Below are 13,820 nucleotides of genomic sequence, written 5' to 3'. Positions count from 1 at the left end.
GAAGCATCACGTCTCCGCAAAGGAAGGATGATTCACCATGGCTGAAAAGTTCACTCTCCCCGATCTTCCGTACGACTACGCAGCGCTCGAGCCGCACATCTCCGCGCAGATCATGCAGCTGCACCACGACAAGCACCACAACACGTACGTGACCGGTGCGAACACCGCCCTGGAGAAGATGGAGGAGGCCCGCGCCAACGGCGACGCCGCCGGTGCCGCGAAGCTCTCCAAGGACCTCCAGTTCAACCTGGGTGGCCACATCAACCACTCGATCTTCTGGAAGAACCTCTCCCCCGAGGGCGGCGACAAGCCCACCGGTGAGCTGGCCGCCGCGATCGACGAGTTCTTCGGCTCCTTCGACGCCTTCCGTGACCAGTTCACGGCCGTGGCCACGACCATCCAGGGCTCCGGCTGGGCGATCCTCGCGTACGAGCCGATCGCCGGCAACCTGGTGATCGAGCAGATGTACGACCAGCAGAACGGTGTCCCCGTGGCCACCATCCCGCTGCTGCAGCTGGACATGTGGGAGCACGCCTTCTACCTGGACTACCAGAACGTCAAGGCGGACTACGTCAAGGCCTTCTGGAACATCGTGAACTGGGCGGACGTCACCGAGCGCTTCGAGAAGGCGCGTGCCGGGGCCAAGTCCCTCATCTGATCCCGCAGTGACGCATCGCCCCGCGGTGCCGTGACCTGTCGAAACCCCGCCCGGTACTCTGCCGTGCGGGGTTTCGCGCTACCAGCCAGCCATTCCGAGGAGTCCCGTCCATGAGCACACCCCGTTTCCTGGTGACCCGGGAGATCCCCGAACCCGGCCCCAGCATCCTGCGCGACGCGGGGGAGGTGGAGATCCGCAGCGGCATGACCGCCGAGGAGCTGCGGGAGGCTGTCACGGGCGGCGAGTACGACGTGGTGCTCTCCCAGACCTCGGACGCCTTCTCCGCCGAGCTGCTGGGTGAGGCCCGGATCAGGGGCATCGCCAACTACGGGGTGGGGTACAACAACATCGACGTGGCGGCGGCCGCGGAGCACGGGATCGCCGTGGGCAACACCCCGGACGTGCTGGACGACGCCACCGCGAACGTGGCGGTGCTGCTGCTCCTGGGTGCGGCGCGCCGGGCGCACGAGGCCTCCGAGTTCCTGCGCGGCGGTCAGTTCCAGGGGCTGCGTCCGCAGCTGCTGGTGGGTCAGGACGTCACCGGCGCCACCCTGGGGATCGCGGGCATGGGGCGGATCGGCAAGGCCGTGGCCCGGCGCGCACTGGGGCTCGGCATGACCGTCCAGTTCACGCAGCGGCCGCCGCAGGACCGGGCGGTGTCGGACGACGAACTGGGCGAGCTGGCGGGGCACGTCACCCAGGTGCCGTGGGACGAGCTCGTGGCCACGAGCGACTACCTCTCGCTGCACGTCCCGCTCACGGAGGACACCACGCACCTGGTGGACGCGGACGTCCTGCGCCGCATGAAGTCCACGGCGGTGCTGGTCAACACGGCGCGTGGGCCGGTGGTGGACGAGAAGGCCCTGGTGCACGCCCTGCGCGAGGGCCAGATCTTCGCCGCCGGGCTGGACGTGTTCGAGAACGAACCCGCCGTGGAGCCCGGTCTGCTGGAGCTGCCCAACGCTTTCCTGCTCCCGCACATCGGCTCCGCCGAGGCGGGCACCCGGGCGGGGATGGCGCGGATGGCCGCGGAGAACGCCGTGGCCATGGCCCGCGGGGAGAGGACGCCGTACCCGGTGGAGGCGTAGCCCGCGCGGGTGGCTCGTGGAGCCGGATACTCGTTGTGGGGCGGATCGTGAACCCCGGGGTGTCCAGTTCCCGGGAGCAGGGGTCGGGGCGCGGGTGCTGTGCTGGCCGGGCCCGGTGAGCGGCGTCGGTTGGTGAGACGGTGCCGGCGGGTCAGCCGCGCCCCTGAAGTGCTGCGACCACGTCCGCCGTGACGGCGATCGCGGTGTCGACGTCCTGCTCGGTGGTGTCCCTGCCCAAGCTGAAGCGGACCGCGGTGCTCGCCACCTCCGGTGAGAGGCCCAGGGCGGTGAGCACGTGGGACGGTTCCGTGGAACCCGCCGAGCACGCGGACCCCGAGGACACCTGCACCCCGCGGTTCTCCAGGTCCACCAGCACCGTCTCCCCGTTGACCCCGGGGAAGCAGAAGCTGGCGTTCGTGGCCAGCCTGTTCCCACCGGCTCTGGGATCCGGGCCCGTGAGCAGGGCACCGGGAACGCGGCCGAGGATGCCCTCGATGAGCCGGTCCCGCAGCGCCGCCGTGCGTCGTGCGTGCTCCTCGCGTTCCACCTCCGCCCGTTCCAGGGCGACCGCGAGTCCCACCGCTCCCGCCACGGTGGAGGTCCCGGACCTGCGACCCCGTTCGTGACCGCCGCCGCTGAGCAGCGGCCGCAGCGGTGTGCCCCGCGCGATCCAGAGCAGTCCGATGCCCGGGGGTGTGCCGATCTTGTGGCCCGCGAGGCTCAACGCACTCACTCCGAGTGCCCGTACGTCCAGGGGGAGCACGCCCGCGGCCTGCACGGCATCCGTGTGCAGGGGAACGCCGTGCTCGGCGGCGATCTCCGCCAGGGCGGCGAGGTCCTGCACGGTCCCCACCTCGTTGTTCGCGAGCATCACGGAGGCCACCGCCACTTCGGACGCGGCGTCGTCGGCCAGCAGCGCGGCGCGGAAGGCCTCCGGGGTGACCGCGCCGCTCGGGTCCACGGGGATCGTCCGGGCGGTGAAGCCGTCGTAGCGGGCGAGGTCCGCGGAGGAGTCCAAGACGGCGTGGTGCTCGATGGCGCTCGTGACCACGCGGGTGCGGGACGGGCGGCGCTCGCGGCGGGCCAGGGCAATGCCCTTGACCGCGAGGTTGTCCGCCTCCGTGCCCCCGGAGGTGAAGACGATCTCCCCCGGGCGGGCGTGGAGCACCGCCGCGACGCGCTCGCGGGCAGCCTCCAGGGCCCGAGCGGCACGGCGCCCGCGCTCGTGGTGGCTGGACGCGTTGCCGTACTCGCTCGTGAGCCACGGCCACATGGCCTCGAGCACGTCCCGGCGGGGAGCCGCGGTGGCGGCGTGGTCCAGGTAGATCATGGGTGACCTCTCACGGGGTGGCGATCGGGTGGTCCAGGCGGGGCGGGGCTCAGTCCACCGCGATGTCCAGGCCCAGGTCCAGAGCACGCACCGAATGGGTCAGCGCTCCCACGGAGATCACGTCCACGCCCGTGGCGGCCACCCGGCCGATGGTCTCCAGGGTGATCCCGCCGGAGGCCTCCACCGCGGCGCGGCCGTCGATCATGGCCACCCCGCTGACCAGGTCCGCGGGGGCGAAGTTGTCCAGCAGCACCACGTCCGCGCCGCCGGCCAGGACGTCCTCGATCTGGTCCAGCCGGTCCACCTCCACCACCATGCATGCCGTGTGGGGCATTTTCCGGCGCAGTTCGCGCAGGGCACGGGGGAGGGACGCACCCCCGGCGGTGAGGACGGCCAGGTGGTTGTCCTTGAGCATCACCGCGTCCGAGAGCCCGAAGCGGTGGTTGTGCCCGCCGCCGCACGTCACGGCGTGCTTCTCGAGTGCTCGCAGACCCGGCGTGGTCTTGCGGGTGTCGCACACGCGGGTGCGGGTGATGGTTCCGGCGGGCAGCTTGTTCGTGCGTTCCACCTCCGCCACGGTCTCTTCCACGGCGGCGACGTAGCGCGCGGTGGTCGTGGCGATCCCGGACATCCGCTGCACCAGGTTCAGCACCGCGCGCTCGGCGGTCAGGATGGCCCGTGCCGGTCCGGTCACGGTGGCAATGGCGGTGCCGGGATCGAGGGAGCCCCCGTCCGCCACGTGGAGCTCCACCTCCACCGAGGGGTCGAGCACGGTGAAGCCCACCCGGATCACCTCCGCGCCCGCGAACACCCCGCTCTCCCGGGAGGTCACCGTGGCGGTGGCGTGCGCGTCCTCGGGGAGCGCGAGCTCGGAGGTGAGGTCACCCCACGGGGCGTCCTCGGCGAGTCCCGCGCGGATCGCGGCCTCAACGGCTGGTCGATGCAGCATGTGCTGTCCTCTCGTTGCTGGTGGGCGCGCTGACGGCGTGGTGTCCTCCGGGGAGGACCGACTCCGCGCTGCGGGGTGTGCCGGTGCCGGGGGCGGTGTGGTCTGCGTTCGTCGGATCGTCGGCGCGGTGGTGCGCTCCGCGGGACTCGGTCCTCCGCCGCGCCGACCGGACGAGCTCACGCGCCACGGTCAGCAGGTTCCGGTCCTCGTGCTCGGCGAGGGTGTCTGTACCCGCTCGGAGCCCCGCGGACGACGACGCCGCGAGCCACCCGTCCAGCACCCGTTCCGTCTGCGCTAGTCCCTCCTCGGTGCGAACCACTCCGGCACCCTGCCACATCACGGCCTGGAGGGCCGCACGGGTGAACGGGATCCGTTCGTCCGGACCTGGCGCGGCGCCGGGGAGCGGGGCGGACGCCGCTCTAGAAGATGCATATGCATACGAATCCGGACCCTGCGACGTGGTCCGGGCGTCGTCGCCCTCCGGGGCGGTACGGGGTGCGGGTCCCGGCCAGGACGCGGGATCGGCCGGTGCAGCGGCCACGAGCCGGCCCACCCGGTCCCCGAACACCACGGCCTCCAGCAGCGAGTTGGACGCCAGCCTGTTGGCCCCGTGCAGTCCCGTGGCCGCGCACTCGCCCGCGGCCCACAGCCCGGGGACCGTGGTGCGTCCGGCGGCGTCGGTGGCGATCCCGCCCATGAGGTAGTGCGCGGCGGGGCTCACCGGAACCGGTTCGCGTGACCAGTCGATCCCGCGGTCACGCAGTGCCTGGTCGATCGTGGGGAAGCGACGGGCCAGGTGCTCCGCGCGGGTCAGGCCGTCCGGCACGGGCACCGCGGTGCAGTCCAGCACCACGTGCGCTCCGGGGGCGGACGCCCGTTCGGCGGCGATCGCCCGGGCCACCACGTCCCGCGGCGCCAGCTCCGCCCGGGGATCTACGCCGAGCATGAAGCGCTCCCCGCGGTGGTTGCGCAGCACGGCCCCCTCGCCGCGCACGGCCTCCGAGATCAGGAACGAACCCGGCTCGGCCAGGGCGGTGGGGTGGAACTGCAGGAACTCCAGATCGCGCACCGCGGCCCCCGCACGGAGGGCCAGCGCGATGCCGTCCCCCGTGGCCACCTCGGGGTTGGTGGTGAACGGGTACAGGTGGCCCGCGCCGCCGGTGGCGAGCACCACGTGCTCGGCGGCCAGGACGTGCTCGGGACCCAGGCGACCCGCCGGATCCACGGAGCGCGCGGTCACACCCGACACGGTTCCACCCCGTTGCAGGATGCCGGTGACCAGTGTGTATTCCTGGACACTCATGCCTCCCGACGCGCTGGCCTCCCGCACCCGTGCCGTGAGGGCCTCCTGGATCACCCGTCCGGTGGCATCACCCCCGGCGTGCAGGATCCGCGGCACACTGTGCGCCCCCTCAAGCCCCTGGACCCACGGGGAGCCCGGCCCGGCCACGCGGTCGAAGGACACGCCGTGCTCCGTGAGCAGGGTGATGGCCTCCGGGGAGTCGGCGACGACGCCGCGCACCACCTCCGCATTGCACAGCCCCGCTCCTGCGGCCTCGGTGTCCCGGGCATGCAGCTGGGGGGTGTCCAGGGGCTGACCGCCAGGGAGGTCGCGGGTCATGGCGGCAATTCCGCCCTGCGCCCGGTCCGTGGCGGTGTGGCCGAGGGTGGACTTGGTCAGGACGGTGACCCGGGCGCCGCGGGCGGCGGCACCCAGTGCGGCGGTGAGTCCGGCGGCACCGGAGCCCACGACGAGCAAGCGCGGCGCGGCATCGTCGTCCGGGCGGTCCCGCGCCTCACGCACGCGGCACCGCGGCGAGCATGCGCTCCAGGGCCACCGACGCCTCGGCCGCGACCTCCGGTGCCACGCTCACCCGGTTGACCACGCGCCCGGCCACGAGCTCCTCCAGGACCCACGCAAGGTATCCGGGGTGGATGCGGTACATCGTGGAGCACGGGCAGATCACCGGATCCAGGCAGAAGATGGTGTGCTCCGGGTGCTCCGCGGCCAGGCGGTTGACCATGTTGATCTCAGTGCCGATCGCGAAGGTCTGTCCCGGTTCCGCCGCGGCCACGGCCCTGCGGATGTGGTCCGTGGAGCCGGCGGAGTCCGCGGCGTCCACCACCTCCATGGGGCACTCGGGGTGGACCACCACGGTGCAGCCGGGGTGCTCGGCGCGGGCCTGCTCGATCTGGGCGACGGTGAAGCGGCGGTGCACGGAGCAGAAGCCGTGCCACAGGATCACCCTCGCATCCTCCAGCCCTGCGGGGGAGTTGCCGCCCAGCGGCCTGTTCGGGTTCCACAGCGGCATCTGCTCCAGCGGCACGCCCATGGCCTTGGCGGTGTTGCGGCCCAGGTGCTGGTCCGGGAAGAACAGCACCCGCTGCCCGCGGGCGAACGCCCACTCCAGCACGGTGGCGGCGTTCGAGGACGTGCACACGATGCCCCCGTGGCGCCCGCAGAACGCCTTGAGCGCCGCGGAGGAATTCATGTAGGTCACGGGAACCACCGAGGCCAGCGGTTCGCCCCGCTCATCCGTGCGCGCGTCACCGTGCTCGTCCGTGGCGTGGGGGCCGAGGACGTCCATGAGCTCCGCCCAGCACTCCTCCACGGAGTCCTCGTCCGCCATGTCCGCCATGGAGCAGCCCGCGGCCGGGTTGGGCAGGATCACGGCCTGCTGCTCCGTGGAGAGGATGTCCGCGGTCTCGGCCATGAAGTGCACGCCGCAGAACACGATGGTCTCGGCCTCCGGGTGCGCCTTCGCCTGCTGCGCGAGCTGGAACGAGTCCCCGATGAAGTCCGCGTGCGCCACGATCTCGTCCCGCTGGTAGAAGTGGCCCATCACCACCACGCGGTCCCCCAGGGTCTGCTTGGCCGCGCGGATCATGGCGTCCAGCTCCTCGGGACTCGCGTCCCGGTAGCGCTGCGGAATGGCGGGCTGCGTCGGGGAACCTGCGGGAACGACGTCGTGCTGGGACGCCCCGGGGCCGTAGCCCTCGGTGAGCGGGGCCGGGAAGTCCCACGGCTGCTCCGCGAGGGCGGCGCTGCACGAGCCGCCGGGCGCGCCGGACTGCGCGGCGTCGTCCCCGGGGCGGGAGGACAGCAGGGTGAGGCGGGTGGCTACGGAGGTCATGGTGTCTCCTGGCTCGAAGGGCTCTCGTGTGTTGGCGGACTCGGCGGGGTCGACGGCCCCGGCGGGCCGGGACTGCTTGAAGGGCTGGAAGTGCTCGAGGGGCCGGGAGCGCTCGCGGGGCTGGGACGCTCCACGGGGTGCGGACCGGCGCGGGTGAAGTCCGGAGCGGTGTCCTCGGTGAAGCGGTACAGCGCGGGCGGCCGGTGCGGGGTTCCGGCCACGCGCTCACCCGTGTCCCGCAGCCGGCCCGAGCGCAGCGCGTGGCGGCGGAAGTTGGGGGCGTCCACGGCGCGGCCCAGGATGGCCTCGTGCACCTCGCGCAGCTGGGCGATCGTGAAGGAGTCCGGCAGGAAGGAGCGGGCGACGGCGGGGTCCGCGATCCGGTCGCGCAACCGGTCCAGGGCGTGGGTCACGATCAGCGAGTGGTCGAAGGCCAGGGGTGGCAGGTCGGTGGCGCGCAGCCACGTGACGTTGAGGTCGTCCTCGCGCGCGGCCGCCTCCTGCGGGGACAGCGCGGCCCAGTAGACCACGGTGACCACGCGCTCGTCGGCGCCCTGCGAGCGGGTGAGGCCGCCGAAGGTGGCGAGCTGCTCCAGGTGGGCGGCGTCGAGACCCGTGGTGAGGCGCAGGTACGCGGCGGCGGAGTCCTCCAGCGCCTCGTCCTCGCCCAGGGGCCCGCCGGGCAGCGCCCACCGGTGGTGGTACGGCTCGCGGATCCGGCGCACCAGGGGCAGCCAGAGCTCGTGGCGCCCGCCCGGCCCGGTGGGGCGCACCGTGAAGATCACGGTGGACACGGCGATGCTCGTGCACGGGGTGCCCATGACCACCGCCCTTCGCGGGAGAGAACCGGGACGGGGCCCGTTGATGTCACAGAGACTCTAACCCTCTTAGAGTCACTGTGACACTGAGTGCGCGACTGTGACGTGCGGGGGTGCGACCGGCTGAGACTCTGTGTGCGGCGCCCGGGGAACGGCGCCACACTGCGCGCTCCCTCGTGTCCTCACCCACGACGGGCCGGGCGTTGCGTACGTTAGGCAGATCACACGTCCACCGTCAGAACGGAATCCGCAATGTCCTCAACCGCACCCAGCGCCCGCCCGAAGGGCGCGGGCAGCAAGGGAACCGGCGGCCTGCTCCGGGTCCTGAACTGGATCGAGTGGCTGGGCAACAAGCTCCCCGATCCCTTCTGGCTGTTCCTGATGCTCGCGGGCATCGTCCTGCTGCTCAGCTGGATCCTGTCCGCCGTGGGCCTCAGCGCGGTCAACCCCGCCACGGGGGAGGCCGTGGCGGTGACCAACCTGCTGTCCCCGGAGGGGCTGCGCAAGATGGTCTCCGAGGCCGTCACCAACTTCGTGGAGTTCCCGCCGCTGGGTCTGGTGATCGTGGTCCTGCTCGGCGTGGCCGTGGCGGAGCAGTCCGGGATGATCTCCGCGGCGCTGCGCGGTTCCGTGGCGCGCGTGGGCCCCAAGTGGCTGACCTTCGTGCTGGCGCTGACCGGCATCACCGGCTCCATCGCCTCGGACGCCATGTACGTGGTGCTCATCCCCCTGGGCGCGCTCGCGTTCAAGGCCGCAGGGCGCTCTCCCGTGGTGGGGCTGATCGTGGCGTTCACGTCCGTGGCGGCGGGCTTCAACGCGTCCCTGCTGCCCACGGCGTCGGACGCGCTACTGGGCGGGATCACCACCGCCGCCGCGGGACTGATCGACGACTCCGTGATCGTGACCCCGGTGTCCAACTACTTCTTCACGTTCGTCTCCTCCTTCGTGCTCGCGGCCATCATCACGCTTGTCACCGAGACGGTGCTGTCCAAGCGCGGCGAGGCGCTCGCCGAGGACACGGACACCAAGCAGCAGGACATGGGCGACTTCAACGACATGCGCCTGAAGCCCCGCGAGAAGCGCGGTCTGCGCAACGCCGGGATCGCGTTCGTGATCATGCTGGCCATCTACCTGGCCCTGCTGCTGACCCCCGGCTCGCCGCTGCGCGCGGAGGACGGCTCCATCCTGATGTCCCCGCTGCTGCTCAACGTGGGCATCGTCATCGCGATCATGTTCGCGGTGGTGGGCTGGGTCTACGGGCGCGCCGCCGGGACCATGACCACCGCCCGAGAGGTGCCCGAGGCCATGGCCAAGGGCCTGGCTGGCGTCACTCCCGTGCTCGTGCTGTTCTTCGCCGCCGCGCAGTTCACCGCGTACTTCCAGTGGTCCGGGATCGGGCCCGTGCTGGCCGTGCACGGCGCGGACTTCATCGGCTCGCTGGGTCTGAGTCCCGTGTTCACGTTCGCGGGCATCGTGGTGATCGTGGCCGTGATGAACCTGCTCATCACCTCCGGCTCCGCCCAGTGGACGCTGCTGGCCCCGGTGATGGTGCCCATGCTCATGCTGCTGAACGTGTCCCCGGAGATGACCCAGGCGCTGTTCCGCATCGGCGACTCCCCCACCAACGTGATCAGCCCCGTGAGCCCGTACTTCGCCCTGGTGCTCGGCTACCTGCGCCGCTACCAGAAGCAGGCCGGCGTGGGCACCCTGATCTCCCTGGTGCTGCCGGTGTCGATCGCCATGCTGATCGGCTGGTTCCTGCTGTTCGTGGCCTGGTACCTGCTGGGCCTGCCGCTGGGCCCCCAGGACCTCTGACACCGGCCTGACCAGTCGGCCAGGGCCCCGCCACTGCCCCGATCCGGCGACCGCCAGGTCTCCTGGTCCGACGACGACGGCGCCCCCGCCCGTGCGATGCGGACGGAGGCGCCGTCGTCACGTCCCGCGGCAGCGGGAGGGGTGTCAGTCGCCGGTCTTCACGGTGAGCTTGTCCCCGGACACCACCACGGTGCCGGAGGTGGAGATGCTCGTGGTGGTGTCCTCGTCGGACCAGTCGGCGGGCTCGTCGTCGTCGTACTCCTCGTTGTGCTGGTAGTCCAGACGCGCCTCACCGGACTTGGTGGTGGTGAAAGAGATCTCGCCGCTGTCGAACGGGGAGCGGGACACCGAGTACGTGGGGTACTTCTCGATGCTCCACACGGGGTTGCGGTAGTCCTTCTCGTCCCCGTAGATGGAGTACTCGAAGGGGCAGCCCTCGGGCTCGAACTCGGCGGTCTTGGCGCACTTGTCCAGCTGCGCGTTGAGCTGCTTGGTGACGTCCTGCTCGAGCGCGGGGGTGAAGGACTGCTGGAACGCCATGCCGGAGGACAGGGGTGCGGACCCGGCGCGGATCTCGGCCACCTGCTCGCCGCCGTAGGTAACGTACTTGCTCGTGGAGGACACGGCCACGGCGTAGTCACCGGGCAGCACCGTGAACTGCGTGCTGTGGGCCTCGCCCTGCTCGTCCACCGCGACCTTCTGGCCGTTGACGGTGAGCTCGCTGACGCCCGCGGGGATCTCCACGCTGAAGCTCTGGTACAGCGGGACCCCCGCGCTCTCGTCCACGCGCCAGGACTTGAACAGCCCGTTGCGGGAGTCGCTGACCATGGGCACGTCCACGGGGGTGGTCACGCCGTCCTGGGTCACGGTGGCGTTCACGGTGGCGTGGTCCCCGTCGATCCGGGTGTCCTTGATCTCGTAGGACGAGATCCGGTTCTCGGCGGCGCCGTAGACCTCGTCCGTGAGCAGGGCACGCTCGCTGGTGCTCACGTTCGGGTCGGCCGCCTCCGTGACGGCGGTGGCCTTCCCGTTCGTCGCGGACTGCAGCAGCTGCTCGGCCTGCTTGTCCGGGCCGAACACGGTGCGTCCCAGCACGGAGAACACCACGGCGGCCACCACGGCCAGCAGCAGCACGGCGCCCACGATGATCGCGATCAGCCGGATCCGCTTCTTCTTGGCGGGGTCCATGGGTTCACGCGGCGGGCGCGTGTAGGTGGCAGCCGCGGCGTCGTCGTACCGGGGCAGCTCCTGGGTCTGCTCCCCGGGGACGGGGGCCGTGTGGTCGCGCTGCGCGGTCACGGCGGGCTCCGCGGGGTACTGCGGGGACGACGCCGCCGCGGCCGTTTCCTGCGCGGGGGCAGCGGGCACGGGGGTGCCGGACGCCGCGGCGCCCTGCGGTGCGGCGGCGTTCGCCGCGCCGTGGTGTGCGACGGCCGCGCCCCCCATCGCGGCGGCGGAGGCCACCACGGCGGCGCGCCCGCGGGAGCGCTCCGAACCGCGCAGCCAGCGGGTCACCGGGGCGGGCAGGGAGTGCATGAAGGCGGGGGCCACGAAGCGCGCGAGCAGCTCGATGACCACGCCCCACAGGAGGAAGACCAGGCAGGTCCAGCCGGCCGGGCGCACGCTGAAAGCTCCCGAGGCGGGGCTGTTGACGTCCTCGAAGGCATAGCCGGCCACGCGCAGCAGCCACATGAGCAGCAGGCCCAGCAGGAAGTAGGCCAGGGGCAGGACGCCCCAGGCCACGGGATTGCGGGCCACCCGCTGGTCCACGGGGCGCACGTGCGCCCAGACGAGGGCCGCGCAGACCACGGACAGCACGGCCAGGACGATGACCAGCACCACGGCCCAGGCGGGAACGGCGCCGTCGGTCCACAGGTAGGCGGCCTGGGCGCGGCCCGTGAGGTCACCGAGGGATGCGGCCTCGCCGCCCACGAACAGGGCGGACAGCAGGCCCATGACGAACAGCCAGCCCACGGCCAGGGGCAGCCAGAACAGGGCGGAGAAGCCCGCCACCGCGCCGCCCTTGACGAACGCCCAGATCACCAGCAGCAGCCCGCTGATGGCGCCGAACACAACGAACTGCACGACCATGGGCCGCAGCACCTGCAGCAGCCCGGGGGCGGTGCGCTCGGCACCGATCACCACCCGGCCGGGGGAGGTGTGGGTGGAGCGCACGCTCAGGGCGGCGGCCACGCTCAGGAGCCCCACCACGAACAGGACGGGGAACAGCAGGCCGCCCATGGCCGTGATGCGCACCCGCAGATCCGTGGAGAAGAAGGAGGTGTCCGACTGCAGTGCGGTGAGTGCGGTGAAGATCAGCGCCACGACACCCCAGCTGACACCGGCGAGAGCGGCCATGAGCCACTGCACCGCGCGGGTCTCCACGCGCAGGTGGGAGGTGAGCTTGCGGGCGGTGAACCACGCCGCGGCGATGCCGCACGCGAGGGCGAAGTACTGCGGGATCGTGATGCCCGCGGAACCGCTCTCACCGTCCGCGCTGATGATCAGGCGCAGGGGGACCAGGGCCGCCATCGCGGCCAGCTGGAACGGAGCGGCGACGATCCAGCTCCATGTGGAGGAATCGGGCTGCACGCCGGTGATGTCGTCCACCTGGTCGTTGAGCTGCTCGCTCAGGCTGGTGCCGGAGTCGTCCGAGATGGCCGCGCCCAGCAGGGTCAGCAGCAGGGCGACCACGGTGCCCGCAACGGTTCCCAGGTAGCCGGCAATGCCCGCCACGAGAGGCGTCCACCAGTGCCGAGAGGTCATGCTCGCCAGTGCGGCGGGGGGTGTGTAGGCGGGGGCGCCGGGCTGACCGGCGGTTGCGGTGGTGGCGGTGCCGGCGGCGGGTGCCCCGGCGCTCGCGGCGGGAGCGGGCGACGGCGCTCCCGCGGTGCCGTTCGCGGCGGCACCGTTGGTCTGGTGGGCCTCGCCCGTGCGGTCTGTGCCCTGGACGGGCGGCATCGCCCGCGTCTGCTCCGTGTCGCTCGCGGCGGAGGTGGTCTCGTCCCGGTGGTGTCCCGTGCCTTCAGCGGCGGGAACACCCCCGGTGGTGTTCGGGTCCGGTTCCCGGGACTCGCCCGCCGGATCGTGCGCCGATGAAGGCATGGTCATCTCTCCCTGGTGTCTGCAGCTGGTGCCCAGCACGTGATCCTGGGCAATTCCTGGATAACAGACTCCGGGGTCCGCCGAGGGCGCGACCTACCGACAGGGGGACATGTTTATGAATAAGTCACGAAAAAGAGGAGCATCGCCCGGATGCGCGCCACCCCCGGTGGGGTGGCGGCGGAGCGTGGGCTCAGGTGGTCTGCGGACCGGCGGATCCCGCCGAATACTCCTGCAGGGGCGCGCACGTGTCGTAGGCGTGCTGGATGAGGTCGATGATCCGCCAGCCCTCCTCGGTGGCGTCCGAGCGCACGGTGAAGGTGGGGTCCCCGTCCAGGATCCAGCGCATCACGGAGCCGTACGCGGTGAGCCCGGGTTCCGGCACGCCGCTGGACAGCGTGAGGCGGTTCATCCCGCGGGAGTCGAAGGGGCTGCCCACGTTGGCCTCCAGCTGGACGTGCTCCTCCTCGAAGCCCACGCTCAGCGCGTTGGGTGCGGTGGGGTGCGGCCAGCCCTTGTACTCGTGCGGCGGGCGGCGGAAGGTCACGCGGATGTGCTGGGCCGGATCGCCGATCGCCTTGCCGGAGCGCAGCGTCACGGGCACCCCGTTCCAGCGCCACGTGTCCACCTCCAGGGTCACCTGCACGAAGGTCTCGGTCTCCCGCTCCGGGTCCACGTCCTTCTCCCGTGCGTAGTCCGGGACCTCGTGTCCGCCCACAGTTCCGGCGGTGTAGCGTCCGCGCACCACGGGGGTGATGCCGGGGTGCTCGGCGGCGTGCATCGCGGACTCCTCGTCCCACAGCCGGGTGGCCCGCAGGATGTGCGCGGTGTTGGCGGGGACCTCCACGGCGTCGAAACGCGAGGGCGGGTCCATCATGGTCAGCGCCATGACCTGCAGCAGGTGGGACTGCAGCATGTCCCGCGCG

Annotated in this window: 9 protein-coding genes and 1 pseudogene; 3 read left to right on the top strand and 7 right to left on the bottom strand. The window is 71.8% G+C overall.

The genetic code is table 11. The features are described from left to right. The first annotated feature begins 37 nt into the window (after nt 1-37). Together QL985_RS00970 and QL985_RS00965 are read left to right on the top strand one after the other, a co-directional pair. Nucleotides 38-658, top strand: a complete 621-nt coding sequence (locus tag QL985_RS00970; RefSeq protein WP_019310464.1) for a superoxide dismutase — start codon at nt 38-40, stop codon at nt 656-658. 110 nt (nt 659-768) lie between these two features. Continuing rightward, nucleotides 769-1,746, top strand: coding sequence for a D-glycerate dehydrogenase (locus tag QL985_RS00965; RefSeq protein ID WP_259906233.1), 978 nt, complete (start codon nt 769-771; stop codon nt 1,744-1,746). 151 nt (nt 1,747-1,897) lie between these two features. On the opposite strand, the gene QL985_RS00960 is transcribed toward QL985_RS00965, so the two are convergent. The 5 genes from QL985_RS00960 to QL985_RS00940 are packed head-to-tail and all read right to left on the bottom strand — an operon-like array spanning nt 1,898 to nt 7,980. Further along, nucleotides 1,898-3,076, bottom strand: coding sequence for a cysteine desulfurase family protein (locus tag QL985_RS00960; protein ID WP_259906234.1), 1,179 nt, complete (start codon nt 3,074-3,076; stop codon nt 1,898-1,900). A gap of 49 nt (nt 3,077-3,125) precedes the next feature. Continuing rightward, nucleotides 3,126-4,025 (bottom strand): carboxylating nicotinate-nucleotide diphosphorylase, encoded by a 900-nt coding sequence (gene nadC, locus QL985_RS00955; protein WP_259906235.1) that lies wholly within the window; start codon nt 4,023-4,025, stop codon nt 3,126-3,128. Further along, nucleotides 4,003-5,829 (bottom strand): FAD-dependent oxidoreductase, encoded by a 1,827-nt coding sequence (locus QL985_RS00950; RefSeq protein WP_259906236.1) that lies wholly within the window; start codon nt 5,827-5,829, stop codon nt 4,003-4,005. The genes nadC and QL985_RS00950 overlap by 23 nt, the downstream gene beginning before the upstream one ends. After that, nucleotides 5,822-7,159, bottom strand: a complete 1,338-nt coding sequence (gene nadA, locus QL985_RS00945; RefSeq protein ID WP_070637238.1) for a quinolinate synthase NadA — start codon at nt 7,157-7,159, stop codon at nt 5,822-5,824. The genes QL985_RS00950 and nadA overlap by 8 nt, the downstream gene beginning before the upstream one ends. Next, nucleotides 7,156-7,980 carry an NUDIX domain-containing protein gene (locus tag QL985_RS00940; RefSeq protein ID WP_135010542.1) on the bottom strand — a complete coding sequence of 275 codons (825 nt, stop codon included), beginning with the start codon at nt 7,978-7,980 and terminating at the stop codon, nt 7,156-7,158. The genes nadA and QL985_RS00940 overlap by 4 nt, the downstream gene beginning before the upstream one ends. A 249-nt stretch (nt 7,981-8,229) precedes the next feature. Between QL985_RS00940 and QL985_RS00935 the strand changes: the two genes are divergently transcribed. After that, complete coding sequence (locus QL985_RS00935) at nt 8,230-9,792, top strand: AbgT family transporter (protein WP_070637234.1); 1,563 nt, start codon at nt 8,230-8,232, stop codon at nt 9,790-9,792. Between the two features lie 144 nt (nt 9,793-9,936). On the opposite strand, the gene QL985_RS00930 is transcribed toward QL985_RS00935, so the two are convergent. Together QL985_RS00930 and QL985_RS00925 are read right to left on the bottom strand one after the other, a co-directional pair. After that, nucleotides 9,937-12,897 (bottom strand): hypothetical protein, encoded by a 2,961-nt coding sequence (locus QL985_RS00930; RefSeq protein ID WP_259906392.1) that lies wholly within the window; start codon nt 12,895-12,897, stop codon nt 9,937-9,939. 190 nt (nt 12,898-13,087) lie between these two features. Next, nucleotides 13,088-13,820: pseudogene (locus QL985_RS00925) on the bottom strand (glucose-6-phosphate dehydrogenase); the annotation flags it as partial.

Origin of the sequence: Kocuria sp. APC 4018 (assembly GCF_030407675.1) — a bacterium.
Taxonomy (GTDB): domain Bacteria; phylum Actinomycetota; class Actinomycetes; order Actinomycetales; family Micrococcaceae; genus Kocuria; species Kocuria rhizophila.
The sequence above is the reverse complement of the archived record's forward strand: the minus strand, read 5'-3'. Positions and strand labels throughout refer to the sequence as shown.

Excerpts from the sequence above, each read along its gene's own strand:
- QL985_RS00970 (WP_019310464.1), top strand. The coding sequence starts at position 38 with ATGGCTGAAAAGTTCACTCTCCCCGATCTTCCGTACGACTACGCAGCG.
- QL985_RS00965 (WP_259906233.1), top strand. The coding sequence starts at position 769 with ATGAGCACACCCCGTTTCCTGGTGACCCGGGAGATCCCCGAACCCGGC.
- QL985_RS00960 (WP_259906234.1), bottom strand. The coding sequence starts at position 3,076 with ATGATCTACCTGGACCACGCCGCCACCGCGGCTCCCCGCCGGGACGTG.
- nadC (WP_259906235.1), bottom strand. The coding sequence starts at position 4,025 with ATGCTGCATCGACCAGCCGTTGAGGCCGCGATCCGCGCGGGACTCGCC.
- nadA (WP_070637238.1), bottom strand. The coding sequence starts at position 7,159 with ATGACCTCCGTAGCCACCCGCCTCACCCTGCTGTCCTCCCGCCCCGGG.
- QL985_RS00940 (WP_135010542.1), bottom strand. The coding sequence starts at position 7,980 with ATGGGCACCCCGTGCACGAGCATCGCCGTGTCCACCGTGATCTTCACG.
- QL985_RS00935 (WP_070637234.1), top strand. The coding sequence starts at position 8,230 with ATGTCCTCAACCGCACCCAGCGCCCGCCCGAAGGGCGCGGGCAGCAAG.
- QL985_RS00930 (WP_259906392.1), bottom strand. The coding sequence starts at position 12,897 with ATGCCTTCATCGGCGCACGATCCGGCGGGCGAGTCCCGGGAACCGGAC.